General features: G+C 65.3%; 13 protein-coding genes. 6 read left to right on the top strand and 7 right to left on the bottom strand.

Annotated features, from left to right (window positions below; all coding sequences use genetic code 11):
- Positions 1–54: 54 nt before the first annotated feature.
- The gene (locus tag M1E07_RS16885; protein ID WP_461187779.1) at positions 55–1,239 is read left to right on the top strand and encodes a MarP family serine protease; all 1,185 of its coding nucleotides are present in this window, start codon (positions 55–57) and stop codon (positions 1,237–1,239) included.
- 4 nt (positions 1,240–1,243) lie between these two features.
- Here the strand turns inward: M1E07_RS16885 and aroQ are convergent, their stop codons facing one another.
- The 5 genes from aroQ to M1E07_RS16860 form a co-directional block, all read right to left on the bottom strand.
- Positions 1,244–1,702, bottom strand: a complete 459-nt coding sequence (aroQ, locus tag M1E07_RS16880; protein WP_461187778.1) for a type II 3-dehydroquinate dehydratase — start codon at positions 1,700–1,702, stop codon at positions 1,244–1,246.
- Between the two features lie 137 nt (positions 1,703–1,839).
- Complete coding sequence (locus M1E07_RS16875) at positions 1,840–4,020, bottom strand: alpha-galactosidase (RefSeq protein WP_461187777.1); 2,181 nt, start codon at positions 4,018–4,020, stop codon at positions 1,840–1,842.
- A 156-nt stretch (positions 4,021–4,176) separates the two neighbouring features.
- The gene (locus M1E07_RS16870; RefSeq protein ID WP_461187776.1) at positions 4,177–5,514 is read right to left on the bottom strand and encodes an ABC transporter substrate-binding protein; all 1,338 of its coding nucleotides are present in this window, start codon (positions 5,512–5,514) and stop codon (positions 4,177–4,179) included.
- 51 nt (positions 5,515–5,565) lie between these two features.
- A complete protein-coding gene (locus M1E07_RS16865; protein WP_461187775.1) occupies positions 5,566–6,489 on the bottom strand; it encodes a carbohydrate ABC transporter permease in 924 nt (307 codons plus the stop codon).
- Between the two features lie 10 nt (positions 6,490–6,499).
- Positions 6,500–7,441: a carbohydrate ABC transporter permease gene (locus M1E07_RS16860; protein WP_461187774.1), complete on the bottom strand. Its 942-nt coding sequence runs from the start codon at positions 7,439–7,441 to the stop codon at positions 6,500–6,502.
- A gap of 209 nt (positions 7,442–7,650) precedes the next feature.
- On the opposite strand from M1E07_RS16860, the gene M1E07_RS16855 reads away from it, so the two are divergent.
- The gene (locus M1E07_RS16855; protein WP_461187773.1) at positions 7,651–8,856 is read left to right on the top strand and encodes a Gfo/Idh/MocA family protein; all 1,206 of its coding nucleotides are present in this window, start codon (positions 7,651–7,653) and stop codon (positions 8,854–8,856) included.
- A 10-nt stretch (positions 8,857–8,866) separates the two neighbouring features.
- Positions 8,867–9,889: a LacI family DNA-binding transcriptional regulator gene (locus tag M1E07_RS16850; protein ID WP_461187772.1), complete on the top strand. Its 1,023-nt coding sequence runs from the start codon at positions 8,867–8,869 to the stop codon at positions 9,887–9,889.
- 11 nt (positions 9,890–9,900) lie between these two features.
- On the opposite strand, the gene M1E07_RS16845 is transcribed toward M1E07_RS16850, so the two are convergent.
- Positions 9,901–10,689, bottom strand: a complete 789-nt coding sequence (locus M1E07_RS16845) for a DeoR/GlpR family DNA-binding transcription regulator (RefSeq protein ID WP_461187771.1) — start codon at positions 10,687–10,689, stop codon at positions 9,901–9,903.
- A 104-nt stretch (positions 10,690–10,793) separates the two neighbouring features.
- A complete protein-coding gene (acs, locus tag M1E07_RS16840) occupies positions 10,794–12,803 on the bottom strand; it encodes an acetate--CoA ligase (RefSeq protein ID WP_461187770.1) in 2,010 nt (669 codons plus the stop codon).
- 404 nt (positions 12,804–13,207) lie between these two features.
- Here acs and M1E07_RS16835 point away from each other — a divergent pair, with 404 nt between their 5' ends.
- The 3 genes from M1E07_RS16835 to M1E07_RS16825 all read left to right on the top strand — a co-directional run bounded on the left by M1E07_RS16835 (position 13,208) and on the right by M1E07_RS16825 (position 16,092).
- Positions 13,208–14,557, top strand: a complete 1,350-nt coding sequence (locus M1E07_RS16835; RefSeq protein WP_461187769.1) for a reticulon family protein — start codon at positions 13,208–13,210, stop codon at positions 14,555–14,557.
- A 66-nt stretch (positions 14,558–14,623) separates the two neighbouring features.
- Positions 14,624–15,418 carry an endonuclease III gene (gene nth, locus M1E07_RS16830; protein ID WP_461190423.1) on the top strand — a complete coding sequence of 265 codons (795 nt, stop codon included), beginning with the start codon at positions 14,624–14,626 and terminating at the stop codon, positions 15,416–15,418.
- Positions 15,415–16,092: an NUDIX hydrolase gene (locus M1E07_RS16825; RefSeq protein ID WP_461187768.1), complete on the top strand. Its 678-nt coding sequence runs from the start codon at positions 15,415–15,417 to the stop codon at positions 16,090–16,092. The genes nth and M1E07_RS16825 overlap by 4 nt, the downstream gene beginning before the upstream one ends.
- The last annotated feature ends 40 nt before the right edge of the window (positions 16,093–16,132 follow it).

The raw sequence follows: 16,132 nt of genomic DNA, 5'->3' as shown, positions 1-16,132 counted from the left end.
GATTGTCAGCCTACGCCACTAGAATGAGGTTACAACTGCTTATAAGGAGCCTTAGTGGTCGGCTTGACTGTCCTGGACCTGGTCCTGATCCTGGCGCTGCTGTCCTACCTGATCTACGGCCTGCGCAACGGCTTCTTTGTGACAGTGGGCGGTATTGCCGGATTCGCTGCAGGAGCCGTTGCAGCATTCTTCGCGGTTCCCCTCGTGAGCGGCTTTGTCGAGGACTCCGGGTGGAGGCTGACCGCCATTATTGCCGCCGCCGTCGCGCTGGTGGTTATGGGGCATGGCCTGGGCACAATGATTGGCCGGCAGGTCCGCGGCGCAGTGCGGATCCGGCCCCTCCGGGCCGTGGACCGGCTGGTCGGCGGCGCCGTCAACGTGGCGGTCTCCGCGCTGGTTATGTCCATGCTGGCCTTCAGCGTCAGCTCCCTTGGCGTCCCCATTGTTTCCCAGCAGCTCGCCGAATCCCGGGTCATCCGCTTCATCGACGGCCTGACGCCGGACCCGGTGAAAGCCACCATGGCGCAGTTGCGCTCGACAGTCATCGGGAACGGAATCCCTACCCTGATTGAGGGACTGGACCAGGGCCCGGCAGTGCCCGTGCCGGACGCCAGTACCGACACCCCGGCCCTGAACAGGGCGGCCGAATCTGTCCTGAGAATTGCCGGCACGGCTTACCAGTGCGGCCAGAACCAGACCGGCACCGGTTTCGTTGTTTCCCAGGACCGGGTGGTAACGAATGCGCACGTGGTGGCGGGCGTGTCGCAACCCGTCGTGGAGATGCCCGACGGCGGCGCGATGCCCGGGCGGGTGGTCTACTTCGACACCCGGCATGACCTCGCGGTGCTGGCGGTGGACGACCTGCCTGCCCAGCCGCTGCCACTGAGCGCTGACCTGCCCAACGGCAGCCCGGCCGCGTTCGCAGGCTATCCGCACGGCGGTCCCTTCCAGTCCCGGCCGGCCACCGTCCAGGACATCACCACGGTGCTGGTACCGGATATCTACGGCACCAACCCCTCGCCTGAAGAGATTTACCGGCTGGCCGGAAACGTCCAGCCCGGGAACTCCGGCGGTCCGCTGCTGACACCCAATGGCCAGGTGGCGGGAGTGATTTTTGCCAAGGCGACGTCGGACGCAGAGATGGGTTTTGCGATCACTATGGACGACCTCAATCCGGTGGCGGCACAGGCGCCGTCATTGAGTGCGCCTGTTTCCTCGGGTCAGTGCATCCAGAAGTAGCTGCTTAAAGAACCTCAGCCAGGTAGTCGATGGCCAGCTTGTAACCGAACACGCCCGCACCCACGATCACCGCAGAGCAGACCGGTGAGAGGAATGAGTGGTGCCGGAACTCCTCGCGCTGGTGCACGTTGGTGATGTGCACTTCCACGGCCGGCAGCTGCACGGCGGCCAGGGCATCACGGAGGGCAACAGACGTGTGGGTGAAGGCACCGGCGTTCAGGACAATTCCGACGGCGGAGCCACGGGCTGCGTGGATGGTATCGAGCAGGACGCCCTCGTGGTTCGACTGAACACACTCAGCCGAGAACCCGTGCCCCTCCGCAGTCCGGGCGGCAAGGTCCTCCACGTCAGCCAGGGTGGAAGTGCCGTACTTCTCCGGCTCCCGGGTTCCGAGGAGGTTCAGGTTGGGGCCGTTGATTACCAGGATGGTGCCGCGGCTGATTGCTGAAGAGGGTTCGGTCATGCGTGCAAATCTATCGCCTGGGCGGGGCTGCCGCGCATTTTTACGGTTCCCGTCAGCGACCAAGACTGCCCCGGCGTTCCCCGCAGCTTATAAAAAACCGGGAAACACCGGGGCAGCCTTTATTTGGCCCGCGGGGGCTACAGCGCCGTGAAGCGAAGCAGCAGTGCGTGCTCGGGGTTGAGGATGGGCATGGGCACGCCCACCTCGGCGAGGAAGCGGCCGTTGGCTACTGCCCCGTCCGCCAGCCAGGCCGGCGGCTGGATCTGGGTGAACGTGTGGGCGTAACCGGTGTCACCGGGGACCGGGGAGATCGCCTCCATCCGGTAGGTCCGGCCCGGTTCAAGGCCGGGGATGGTGACTCTGCCGGGCTGTTCGGCGAACGTGGTGCGGGTACTGACCAGGGCGAACAGTGCCGCCGTCGTGCCTGCCTCAGGTGACCCGGCAGCCACCGCACCATACAGCAGCAGAGACTCGTCCGGAACGTCGGCACGGACCATCCGGCCACTGTGAATGAGCTCCCGGTGTTCCTTGAACAGCGCGATGAACCGCTTGAGTTCCTCCCGCTCCGCGCCGGCGACCTGCCGGACATCCCACTCCATGCCGAAGTGTCCGAAGAGGGCGGTGATGGCCCGGAAGGACAGATCATGCGTGCGGGCCGTCGTGTGCGAGGTGGTGGGGCCGACATGCCCGCCCACCAGTTCCGGCGGAACCACCAGCCCGGTCCAGCGCTGGATGGTCTGGCGCTCCAGGGCGTCGTTGCAGTCCGAGGCCCAGATGCGGTCCGTCCGCTCCAGGATTCCCAAATCCACGCGCGCGCCGCCCGAGGAACAGCTTTCAATCTCGACGCCGGGGTGCGCCTTCTTGAGCTCGTCAAACAGCCGGTAGGCGGCCAGCGTCTGTTCGTGCACCGACGAACGGCCGCCGTGGCCATGCTCCAGCAGGTCCCGGTTCTGGTCCCACTTGAGGTAGCTGATCTTGTTTTCACTCAAGAGGGCGTCGATGCGGTCGAAAATATACTGCCACGCTTCAGGGTTGACCAGGTCGAGGATGTGCTGGTTCCGCCACTCCAGCGGCAGGCGCCCCCCGTCCTTGTGGGAGAGGGCTGCCGGGCCCACGATCCACTCGGGGTGCGCACGTGCAACGTCCGAGTCGAGGTTGACCATTTCGGGCTCCACCCACAGGCCGAATTCCATGCCCCGCAAGGTAACGGCATCGATCAATGGAGCCAGACCGTTGGGCCACAGGGACTCGTCCACGTACCAGTCGCCCAGGCCGGCGTGGTCGTCGCGGCGTCCGCGGAACCAGCCGTCGTCGAGGACAAAGCGCTCGACGCCGAGCTCCGCGGCGGAGTCTGCGAGCTCGATCAGCGTGGACAGGTTGTGGTCGAAGTAGACGGCTTCCCAGGTGTTCAGCACCACCGGGCGCGGCTTGCCGCCCCCGGCGGCGGGAAGGACATGGTGAGGGCGGGACCGGAACCAGCTGTAGAAGGCCTCGCTGATGCCGTCCAGGCCACGGTCGGAGTAGGCGGCAAACAGGGCTGGCGTGGTGTACTTGCCCTGCGGCTCGAGGATGACTTCGGCCGGTCCCAGGAGTTCCGACCCGCCGATCATGGTGCGGCCGTCGCCAAGGGTGTCAGTGAACTGCTCGTGGTTTCCACTCCACGCCAGGTGAGTGGCCCAGACTTTGCCGTGGCGGTTCCCGAAGCCGGCAGTGCCGGCGGCCAGCAGGAGGGACGAATCGTGCCCGGTGCGCCCGTGTCGGCCGGTCCGAACCCAGGTGCCCTGCTGGATGGCCCGGCGCTGGGGGTGGTTTTCCCGGCACCAGCGGCCGGTCAGGTCAAGCAGTTCCACGGCGTCCGGGGCCACCGGGAGGACCGTCGCCAGTTCGTCCAGCTGGTAGGGGGTGGTGCCGTCATTGGTGACGGTGTGGCGCAGTTCCAGCAGGCCGCCGTCGTGCAGTGTCAGGGTGGATTCGACGCTGATGCCCGCATCCGGGTCGCCCTGGCTGATCACCGCCGTGTTGCCCTCGGCCCGGGCTGCCAAGGTGCGAAGGCGAGGGGAGAAGTCCAGCCCGGAGACGCCGTCGGCAATGCGGTGGCCGCGGAGGCCGGGACGGCCGCGCCAGCTGGAGGACGCCTGGGGCAGGAGACCGGCGGGAACGGTGGCGTCGATGGCGGAATGGGGGATCGGCTCGCCCAGGATGGCGAGGTCCGGCAGGGTGCTGCCGAGGTCCGCGCCCCAATGAATGATCTCGGCCTCCCCGCTGCTAAAGCTGATCACCAGGCTGGTGCCGGCGGAACGGAGGTGGAGGGGGTCCATAGGATCTCTTTCGGTATTCACAGTGCGTCCGGTGACGCGGAACGGGTAGCTCTGGAGGGGAAATGGGGTGGCTGGATGCCGCCGCCGCGAGGAGGATGGGACGGCATCCAGCGCCGGTGGCTGCGACCACACAGGCAGCCACCGATTGGGGAGGGCTTACTTGAAGAGGGCGTTGACCTGTTCGTTGGCTGCGGTGAGGGAGCTGGCCGGTGCCTTGCCGGAGACGACGGCGTCCATGGCGGGCTCCATGATGCCCTTGACCTTGGCCGTGTTGTCCGTGATGGGGTAAAGGAACGTGGTCTTGTTCCTGACGTGCTCGGTGAAAGCGGTGACATCCACGCCCTTTGCCTTGAAGGCATCGGCGGCCTTGTCCGAGGACGCCTTGAGGGCCGGGAAGACTACGGCCTTGGAGGCAACAACGTCCTGGCAGTCAGCGGAGGCGAGGTATCCGACCCACTTGATGGCCGCGTCCTTCTTCTCGGTTCCGGCCCAGATCGAATCGGCCAGGCCGTTGAACATCGACGCGCGCTCACCTTCCGGGCCCGCGGGAGTGGGAGCGATGCCGACCTCGATGCCCTTGTAGCCGGTGTACTGGCCGATCATCCAGGAGCCATGGGCGTTAATTGCGGATTTGCCTGCTGCGAACGTGTCCGCCATGGCCGCACCGACGGTGGTCTCAAGCTTGGGCATGTAGCCCTTCTCCGCCAGCCCGGCGAACCAGTCCATGCTCGCCTGGAACTTCGGGTCGTCGTAGTTGTACTGGGTGCCCCACGGGTTCTTGTCCGTGTGGGACCAGCCGGTGGTATTGGTGAGGTAGCTCCATTCGGTCTGGCCGGAGGAGTCACCGCCGCCGTTCAGGCCCAGGCCATAGACGTCTACATTGTTCTTGTCGAAGCCGGGCTCGTCACCGCGCTTGCCGCTCTTGTCCACGGTGAGGTGTGCGATGACCTTCTCGTAGCTGCCGCCGTCTTCGGGGTTCCAGGTGAGGTCCTTCATCTGGTCCTCGGTAACGCCGGCGCTGGCGAGCATGGCCTTGTTGTAGAACAGGCCAATGGTGTCCCAGTCCTTGGGCAGTCCGTAGCGCTTGCCGTCCTGGCCCACCCAGAGGTCAGCGAGGCCCTCGTTGTAGGCGGCGAGATCGATGTTGTTCTGCTCGACGGCGTCGTCGATGGCCAGCAGCTGGTTGTTTTCGGCCAGTTCGCCGTAGCGTCCCAGGTGGTTCGTAAAGACGTCCGGCGCGGTGCCGCCGACGAAGCCGTTGGTTAGGGTGCTCCAGTAGTCGTCCCAGCCGCGCTGGGTGATCTTGACCGTGATGTCCGGGTTGGCCTTCGTGAAGTCGTCAGCGCACTGCTGGTAGGCAGGAAGCTGGTTGGCGTCCCACAGCCAGTAGCTGATCTCGCCCTTGGCGGCTTCTTCGGAGGAGGACCCGCTGCAGGCGGACAGGGAGAGCGCAACAGCTGCGGCGACGGCAACGGCGCCGAGGGATTTCTTCATGGTTCTACTTTCCGTTCGGGAAGGGATGGGAGTGCAAGGGGGAGAAGTTGTTTATTTGATGCCGGAGAAGCCGATGGAATTGACGATCTTCTTGCCGAAGGCGGCGAAGAGGACCAACACCGGCAGGGCCGAGATGAGGGTCGCGGCCATGAGGCCGGACCAGTCAGGCGCGCCCTGCGGGGACTGGGACTTGAAGACGCCGAGCCCCACCTGGAGGACGCGGACGTCGTCCTGGGATCCCACCAGTAGTGGCCAGAAGTATTCGTTCCACTGACCGATGAAGGTGAGGAGGGCCAGTGTGGCGATGGGGGCTGCGGCGTTGGGCAGGACAATCTGGAAGAAGATGCGCAGGTGCTTGGCGCCGTCGAGCATTGCCGCCTCTTCCACCTCGCGGGACATGTTCAGGAAGAACTGGCGCAGGAAGAAGATGGCGAACGGGGTCATGAACACGTACGGCAGGACCATGCCGAGCATGGTGTTGAGCAGGTCCAGGTTCTTGATCAGCAGGAAGTTGGGCAGGGCGGTGAAGATCGGCGGGACGAGCATGGTGCCCAGGAAGAGGCTGAAGACCGCGTTCCGGCCCTTCCAGCGCAGCCTGGCGAAGGCGTAGGCGGCCATTGCGCTGAAGAAAACGGCACCTGCGGTGGTGATGGAGGAGAAGATGATCGAGTTGCGCAGGTACAGCCAGAAATTGATGTCAGCCCCGGATCCGCCCTCTGCCAGGGCTTCCGCCGGTGACTGCAGCCCAAACACCCGCTTGAAGGCGCCGAAGCTGAACTCTGCCGGCATGAGGCTGGCTGCGTTTGCGGCAAGCGCGTTATTGGTGGACAGCGCCGTGCGCAGGACCCAAAGGAACGGAAGGACGGAGACTGCGATGGCGAGGACCAGGAGGGCCCAGGCCCCCGCGCGGCGGGCGTTGAAGGGCCGACGGCGGGCGGGGACCGGCGTCGATGCGCCGCTGATGGTGGTGGTCATGCGGGACTCCTTAGTCCAGGTCCGACTCGTTGCCCTTGAGGAACTTCATTTGAATGAAGGCAACCAGGGCGAGGATGAGGAAAAGAATGACGGCGATGGCGGATCCGTAGCCGAAGTCCGACTCGGTGAAGGCCCGCTGGTAGATGTAGTACTGGATGACGCGGGTGGCGTTGACCGGGCCGCCCGCTGTGGTCACGGCAACGGTGTCGAAGACCTGGAAGGACCCGATTACCGTCACCACGAGGACCAGGACAAGCACCGGGCGCAGCAGCGGAATGGTGATTTTCCGGAAGGTCTGGAACGCAGAGGCGCCGTCCAGTTTGGCAACTTCGTAGACGTGGCCAGGGATGGCCTGCAGCCCGGCGAAGATCAGGAGGGCGGTGTATCCCATGTGCCGCCAGGTGTTGATCAGGGCCTGGGTGGGAATCGCCCACTCCTCGCTCCCGAAGAACGCGACGCGGGAGAACCCGGTCCACTCGATGAACTGGTTCACCACACCAATCTGGTAGTCCAGCATCCAGAACCACAGCAACGCCGCAATGACATTGGACATCAGGTAGGGCAGGAGAAGGGCGCCGCGGATAATCGTGGACTTGGCCACCTGGTGCATCAGGAGGGCAATACCCAGCGCCAGTGCCGTCTGGAGGACGATGTTGAGGAAGACGTAGTGTCCGGTGACGGCCAGGGAGTTCCAGAAAAGGGGATCCTTGGCGATCGCCGTGTAGTTATCCAGGCCAATCCATTCCGGGTCACCGAGGATGTTGTACTCCGTGAAGCTCAGGTACACCCCGCGGATGGTTGGCACAACGTAGAAGACGATAAACCCGATCATGGCCGGGGCGATGAAAAGCAGTGCGATCCTGAGGTCCCCAAACCGGCGGATGCCGCCGCGCGGCTTCGGAGAATCCGGTACTGGCGAAACAGACCTTGAGTGTTTGGCAAGGGTGGTCATCTTCGACCCTTTCCTGACTGTGATGGGGATAACAACTGGAAGGCAATCTACACGAGTAGATGGACCGCCGCAAGAGCTACTTGGCTTTGCGCCAAGGGGTTTTTTGCAACTTTACTTCGCCTGTTGACTCGAGTAGATGAGCCTGCCACACTGGCCTTTTGGGGACAGCGCTTGCCCGGCGCCCCCTTCGCAGCTCAGGAAGGCAGACGATGACGTTCTCCATAGGCGTAGTAGGAGCAGGCCAATTCGGCAGCCAGTTCGCCCACCTTTTTAACCTCCACCCCGGCGTCGGCGCCGTGCACGTGGTGGATGAACTGCCGGAGCGTGCGGCGGACACAGTGGACCGGTATCGCCTCGCCGGCTCGAAGGCGAGCTTTGAAGACCTCCTTGCATCCGACGTTGACGCCGTGGCCATCTTCACTCAACGGTGGACCCACGGTCCGCTCGTGGAGCAGGCGCTCCGGGCCGGAAAGCACGTCTACTCGGCTGTTCCCATGGCTGTTACCGAGGAGGAAATTGCCCGCATCATCGAGGCGGTCCGGGAGACCGGACTGGTGTACATGATGGGCGAGACCAGTTACTACAACCCGGCCACTGTTTACGCCCGCCAGCAGCACGCCGCCGGGAAGTTTGGCCGGATCTTCTACACCGAAGGCGACTACGTCCATGACATGGACCTGGGCTTTTACGAGGCGTACCAGTACAGCGGAGGTGACCGCTGGAAGGAAACGGCCAGCTACCCGCCCATGCTGTATCCCACCCATGCCGTAGGGGGAGTGTTGGGCGCGGTTCCCGCCCACGCAGTCAGCGTCAGCTGCGTCGGGGTCAGGGATGACCGCAACGACGGCGTCTTCGACAAGGACGTCAGCATGTTCGGCAATGACTTCTCCAATGCCACAGCACTCTTCGAACTGAACGACGGCGGCGTGATGCGCACCAACGAGATGCGCCGCGTCGGTTACCCCTCACACATCCGCGAATCACGATTCCGCTTCTTCGGTACGGAGGCCAGTTTCGAACAACTGGCTAAAGTCACCGTCTGGCAGGACAAGGTGAACGTCCACGACATCTCCGAGCAGCTGGAAACACGGCCCAGCATTCCCTTGGACGACCCCTCACTGGCCAACGTGGCCCCTGAGCTGAGGGACGCTTTCGTTTCCGGCCTGGCCCCGGTCCATGACCCCACGCGGCTTCCCGAAGAGTTCCTCGGCGCGCCCAACGGGCATGAAGGAAGCCACCACTTCCTGGTGGACGACTTCGTGAGGGCGGTCAACCATGGCACCCTTCCTCCCGTCAACGCCTGGGTGGCCGCCCGCTTTACCCTCCCGGGAATCGTGGCCCACCAGTCCGCCCTTCAGAAGGGCGCGCGGCTCCCCATCCGTGACTTCGGCGATGCTCCGGGTATGTGTACCTAACATGGACAGCATGACAACTCCGGCAGTGCAGGCGGCGCGAGGCGGACCCGTGACCCGCAAGGACGTGGCGCGCTATGCCGGCGTCAGCACCGCCGTCGTCAGTTACGTGGTCAACGGCGGGCCCAAGAAGGTGGCTCCTGTCACGGAAGCCAAGGTGCAGGATGCCATCCGCGTCCTGGGCTACCGCCCCAACGCGGCCGCCCGTGCGCTCAAGCTGGGCTCCAGTGAGACGCTGGGGCTTGTAGTTCCGGATATCTCCAACCCCTTCTTCTCCCTGTTCTCCCATGCTGTGGAAGATGCGGCGGCAGCCCTGGGGTACGCCCTGGTTTTGAGCAACTCGGACGGAAACCTCGCCAAGGAACGGCGGAATATCCGGAACCTCGCTGCCCGGCAGGTGGACGGCGTGCTGCTGGCGAGTGTCCTCTTTGAACCTGACCTGGAGGTCCTGGAGACGGCGGACATCCCCTCGGTGCTGCTGAACCAGGAAAGGGATGCCCCCGGGTTCAACAGCATCGGCGTCGATCTCGCAGCGGGCGCCCGCATCGCCGTGGAACACCTGATTGGCCACGGCCACAAAAACATCGGCCTGGCCATGGGCACCAACGTCTCCGGCACCACCGACGGCCGTGAGGTGGGCTGGCGGGAGGCTTTGCAGGAAGCTGGCCTCCCCGAAGGCCCGATTGTGTACAGCGCATTCACCCGGCCCGGCGGCTACCTTGCCGGCCAGCGCCTGCTGGCATCGGTGAACCGGCCTACGGCAATTTTCGCCACCTCGGACATGCAGGCGATCGGCCTGCTCCGCGCGGTGCACGAGGCAGGGCTGGCCGTCCCCGGCGAGATTGCGGTGGCCTCCTTTGACGGGTCCGCCGAGTCCGAATACTCATGGCCACCGTTGACCACTGTTGAACAGCCTGTTGCCGCCATGGCGGAAGCGGCGGTGGCAGCGTTGGTGGGAGCCAGCCGCGGCGAGAAGCCCCGGCACCGGATTTTCGACACCACCCTGCACGTCCGGCAATCCTGCGGCTGCCCCTGACTTCGCCCAGGCTAAAGTTCCGCGAGCCGCAGCCGGCCCACCCGCTCCTGCAGGATGCGCTGCGCTTCGGCGCCAAGGCCGGGATCGCTGATGACCTCGTCCACCTCCTCCAGTGAGGCGATGGAACTGATGCCCAGCAGCCCCCATTTGGTGTGGTCAGCCAGCACCACCGTTTTGCGCGCGGCCGCCACAAATGCCCGGTCCGTCTCGGCTTCCAGCAGGTTCGGAGTAGTAAACCCTGCAGTGGCATCCATGCCGTGAACGCCAAGGAACAGCACGTCCAGGTGCAGCTGCTTGAGGGCGCCCGTGGCGATAGGGCCCACCAGAGCGTCAGACGGCGTGCGCTCACCGCCGATGAGTATCACCGTGGACGCGAAGCGGGCGGAACCGGCGGAAGCACCGTGGTGGAACAGGTCTGCGATGCGCACCGAGTTGGTGACCACCGTGATCCGGGGCCCGTTGGCCAGTTCCTTGGCCAGCGCCCACGTGGTGGTTCCGGCACTCAGCCCTACCGCCATGCCCTCCTGAACCAGGCTGGCTGCTTCCACGGCGATGGCCCGCTTCTCGGCGGTCAACTGGGTGGATTTGAGGTCGAACCCAGGCTCATGCGTGCTGGTGTCGCCCGGGATTTTGGCCCCGCCATGGATGCGCTCCAGGCGGCCGCCCTCTTCCAGCACTTCGATGTCGCGGCGGACCGTCATAAGGGATACGCCCAGCTGCTGCGCGAGGTCCGAAACCCGGACAACCCGTTCCCGCTGAAGAGCGTCCAAAATAGCCTGGTGGCGTGCGACAGCGAGCATCTGGGCGATCCTTCGGGGGCAGGGGGCGGGGCTGCTCCCAGCATACGACGACGGCGCCGCCCGGCCGTTGGCTGAGCGGCGCCGCGGTCGTGCGTCTGCTTGGCTTACTTTCTCAGCGACTGCGCGATCTGCTGCATGATGGTTGGGTCCGAGAGGGTGGTGGCATCGCCCGGGTCGCGGCCTTCCGCGACGTCCTTGAGCAGGCGCCGCATAATCTTGCCGGAGCGGGTCTTGGGCAGTTCGGGGACCACCAGGATGTTCTTCGGTTTCGCGATGGGACCGATCTCCTTGCCCACGTGGTTGCGGAGTTCCTGGACGGTTTCGTCGCCATTGTTGGCGGCGTCTCCACGGAGGATGACGAACGCGACGACCGCCTGACCCGTGGTCTCGTCAGTTGCACCCACGACGGCGGCCTCTGCCACAGCGGGGTGGGATACCAGGGCGGATTCGATTTCCGTGGTGGAGAGCCGATGCCCGGAGACGTTCATCACGTCATCCACACGGCCCAGGAGCCAGATGTCCCCGTCTTCGTCCTTTTTGGCGCCGTCCCCTGCGAAGTACATATTGTCGAAGCGGGACCAGTAGGTGTCCTTGAACCGCTCGGGGTCGCCCCAGATGCCGCGGAGCATGGCGGGCCACGGCTCGCGGATCACCAGGAAGCCGCCGTGGCCGTCCGGTACGGATTCGCCCATTTCGTCCACCACGTCCACGGCGATGCCGGGCAGCGGGACCTGCGCCGAGCCGGGCTTGGTTGCGGTGACGCCGGGCAGCGGGGCGATCATCTGCGCGCCGGTCTCGGTCTGCCACCAGGTGTCCACGATGGGGGTCCGGTCCCCGCCGATGACCTTTCGGTACCACATCCAGGCTTCCGGGTTGATGGGTTCGCCCACGGAACCAAGCACACGCAGGGAGGAGAGGTCGTACTTGTCCGGGACTTCGCGGCCCCACTTCATGAACGTCCGGATCGCGGTGGGGGCGGTGTAGAGGATGGAGACCTTGTACTTCTCCACGATCTCCCACCAGCGTCCCTGGTGCGGAGAATCGGGTGTGCCTTCGTACATCACCTGCGTGGCACCGTTGATGAGCGGGGCGTAGGCGACGTAGGAGTGGCCCGTGACCCAGCCGACGTCGGCCGTGCACCAGTACACGTCCGTGTCCGGGTGCAGGTCGAACACTGCCTTGTGGGTGTACGCGGTCTGGGTGAGGTACCCGCCCGTGGTGTGCAGGATGCCCTTGGGCTTGCCGGTGGTGCCGGAGGTGTAGAGGATGAACAGCGGGTGCTCTGAATCATGGCCCACCGCGGCGTGCTCGTTGGAGGCGGCGTCCACAGTGTCGGCCCACCAGTGGTCCCGGCCCTCGTGCCAGTCCACGTCCTGGCCGTTGCGCTTGACCACCACCACGTTCTGAACGGTGTGGCCGTCGTTGGCAAGGGCTTCGTCCACTGCCGTCTTCAGAGCACTGGGCTTGCCGCGGCGGTAAGTGCCGTCTGCCGTGACCACGAGTTTGGCCTCGGCGTCCTCGATCCTGGACCGCAAAGCGTCCGCGGAGAAGCCGCCGAACACCACTGAGTGCACGGCACCGATCCGCGCGCAGGCCAGCAGGGTGATCACGGCTTCGGGAATCATCGGTAGGTACACCGCCACCCGGTCACCCTTAACCACCCCGAGGGATTCGAACGCGTTGGCGGCCTTCTTCACCTCTTCCGTCAGCTGCGCGTAGGTGTAAGTGCGGGTATCGCCCGGTTCGCCCTCGAAGTAGATGGCCACCCTGTCACCGCGGCCGTTCTCCACATGGCGGTCCAGCGCGTTGTAAGCGGCGTTGACTTCCCCGCCCACGAACCACTTCGCGAACGGCGGGTTGGACCAGTCAAGGGCCTGGTCAAAGTCCTTGCTCCAGGTCAGCAGCTCACGGGCCTGCCTGGCCCAAAAAGCCGGCCGGTCAGCAGCAGCGTCTTCATACTCCCCGGCGGTGACAACGGCGTCAGCGGCGAACTCGGCAGATGGTGGAAACGCCCGGGTCTCGTGCAGCAGGTTTTCAAAGGCATCGCCCTGCTGGCTGCCCTGCCCGGAACCTGCGGAAGCGGCGGTCATGGAGCTTGAAGTGTCCTGGGACATGTGAACCTCATCATTCATTGATCTTTGCTGCGCGGACATCCGCCGCCGGGCCGGGCTCCGCCGCCTGCACGACGCCGGGCAACGGCTGGTCACGGACTTCCGCAAAGAGCTGTTCCGGGATCAACACTAATGCTTGCCGGCAGCGGATGTGTGCGGTGTCACAGACAAGCCCGCGAACGGCATTTATTAAGCGATGAATGGTTTCCGGCCCCGCCTACGGCTGCTCTGCTGCGCCATGCCCAGCTAGTGATCAGTCAGGCTGTTGACTAGGCTGAGATGGAATTGTGACTTCACTGCGGACCGTCCTTCCCGGGCAGGGCTAGAGCCCGGGAAGGGATGGAACCGCTGTAAGACGGCACGGTTTCGGGTTACCAGCCCGGTGCCGCCACGCTAAGGAGAACAGAATGAACCAGCAGAGCTTCGGCCAGAAAACCGGCCCCGACACAGAAGCAGGCTCCAGCGCCACCGGCGCCGGCCCGGTTTCGGGAGCCAGCCCAAAGGCCGCGACCGGAGTCAAGGGCGGCGCCAACGCCCACCAGGCGGTGCTGGGTCCATTCACCATCCGCGACCTGGCTGTGTTTGCCGCCACCATCATCCTGTTCGTCGCTTCCCTGCTCCCCATGTTCGGCGGGCGGTACAACCTGTGGAACCTGAACAACCTCTTCTTCCTGGGGTTGGGCATCGTCCTGCCGTTGGCGGTGAGCGCACTCTTTGCCGCGCGGAGACTGGCGCCGGGCACGAAGATCCGGATCGGTTCGCTGTCCATTGACCAGTTCGCTTCTGTGGTGGCGTCCTTCGCCGTCGCCTTCTTCTTCCTGTCCGTGGCTGGAGCCTACGTTCCCAGCCTCCTGGTTGCCCTGATCGGCGCTGTGGTGCTTTTCGCCGTGACGGTTTTGGGCCGGTTCCTCCCGTACATCTCCCCGGATTTCCAGGGCCGGGCCGAAGCCCCGGCGCACGTGGTGGCCCGGGAAGCTGCCGTTCCTGTCCAGAAGCCGAGGGCACCCAAGCCACCGAAGGCTGAGGCCGGCAAGCCAGACTCCGGCAAGTCTGTGCCCGCTTCCGCTTCCGAGGCAACCCCGGGCGGAAGGCTGTCCAGCGGTACCGGCGCCGGTTCTTCTGCAGTGCAGGCCGGCACCTCCCACCACGCGCCCGCAACTGCGGCGGTTCCCACGGCCTCCACCGTCCCCGGCGCCCGGGCCACGGGTGCTGCCCCAGTTTCCACCGCACCCGAGGTGTCCGAGTTCACCTCTGCAGGCGACCCTGGGCCGGCAACCCAGGCCGCCGACGTCGTCCGTCCCTCTGCGGCTCCGGCCGCCGAAGAGACGCAGCTGGGAGACGTCCCTACGGCCGGTGCTGCTGCCGCCTCGGCGGATGGCTCGGCTGCTGCGGCCAATCAGTCTGCCAGCCATCACGACGGCGGCGCCACGGCTGCGCCTGCGGCCCAGGGCACGTGGGAGCCGCCCGCTGCTACAGCCGTGCACCAGCAGGTCCGTGCCGAAGAGCCCATCGGGGCAACGGTGGACCCCTCCAGCCGGCCGGAGGAATCAGAGGAGCAGCCCATCCACGAGGCTTTCTGGTTTGCTGTGGCGCAGCACCGCACCGCCTTCGATCCCCGCACCGGGGCCCCGGCTTTTGTGATCGAGCCGGGTGGCTGGGTGCTTGCCCTCGAAGACCGCGGGCATGAGTTCCTGGTCCAGCACACAGATGGACGGCTGGGCGTGCTGCGCGACCTCAGCAATATCGAGCGCGGCTAACACATGGCCTCGCCCCGGGCTTCAAGGGCCGGCGGAGCGGCAGCACCCGCCGGCCCTGCTCAAGGCATGCCCGTGGTCTCCGCGGAGTCGATGCTTGGCCTGAAGCGGCGGGCGAGGCGCATCAACAGGGAATTGGCCGGGAAGTACCCCTATGCCCACGCGGAACTTGACTTCCGCAACCCGTTCGAGCTGCTGGTGGCCACTGTCCTGTCCGCGCAGACCACCGACGTCACTGTCAATCAGATTACTCCGCTTCTCTTCGCCCGTTTCCCGGACCCAAAATCCCTGGCCGAGGCGGATCCGGCCATTGTCGAAGAAATTATCAAGCCCACGGGGTTCTTCCGGGCCAAGACGCGGAACCTCATCGCATTGTGCACCCGTGTGGTGGACGAGTACAACGGCGTGGTCCCCGGGCGGCTGGAGGACCTGGTGACGTTGCCGGGCGTGGGCCGGAAGACTGCCAACGTGGTGCTGGGCAATGCCTTCGGGATCCCCGGCATCACGGTCGATACCCACTTTGGCCGGCTCGCCCGCCGGTTCGGCTGGACAACGTCTGAGGACCCGGTCCAGATCGAGTACGATGTCGCCGAGCTTTTCGAGAAGCGGGACTGGACCATGCTGTCGCACCGGGTGGTGTTCCACGGCCGGCGGGTGTGCCACTCCAGAAAACCTGCCTGCGGTGCGTGCCCCGTGGCGAACTGGTGCCCCAGCTATGGCCTGGGCGAGACAGACCCCGCCGAGGCAGCCAAGCTGCTCAAGTACGAGCTCGCTCCGGGCAGCGAAGCCCTGCTGCAACAACTGTTGGCCGAAACGGACAGGGCCGCCGAAATCAGGATGGAATCCCAGAAGAGGACACCTTGAGCGCACGTGACGACCTGCTCGCTTTGGCCCGCAGGGCAGAGACTGGATCCGCTGCCTCCCCGGACCCTCTTTGGGCCGCCCTCACCGTTGATGCGCAACGGGCGCGCAGGGCTGCTGTCCTGATGCTTTTCGGTGCGCTGGATGACGTTCCGGCAGTTTCCGGGAAACCGCTGGCACCGGCAGACCTGGATGTGCTGTTACTGGAACGAGCCCACACCCTGGGATCACACCCCGGGCAGGTAGCGTTCCCGGGCGGCGGCATTGACGCGCGGGAAACACCGGTACAGGCTGCATTACGCGAAGCGGAAGAGGAAACAGGCCTCGACTCGGACGGTGTGGAGGTGCTTGGCAGCCTGCAGGAGCTCGGCCTTGCCCACAGCAACTTCCTCGTCACCCCGGTACTCGGGTGGTGGCGGTCGCCGTCGCCCGTCCATGTGGTGGACTATGCCGAATCCGCCCAGGTGTTCCGCATCCCCGTGCGGGACCTGCTGGATCCGGACAACAGGGTCATGGCCACCGTCCACCGGGCCGGGCGGACTTTTGACAGCCCGGCTTTCACGGTCAACGGCGTGGTGGTGTGGGGGTTTACCGGGATTGTCCTGAACGGCCTCTTTGAACAGCTGGGCTGGGCTGTGCCCTGGGACCGGAGCCGGTTCCACCCGATGGGTGTCTGAGGTCCGGGTGCCCGGCCTCCGTCCGGTGCCTGGCTTCGCC

The sequence above is a fragment of the Arthrobacter sp. Z4-13 genome (assembly GCF_054792705.1).
Note: the sequence above shows the minus strand (reverse complement) of the source record. Positions and strands in the feature narration are given on the sequence as shown.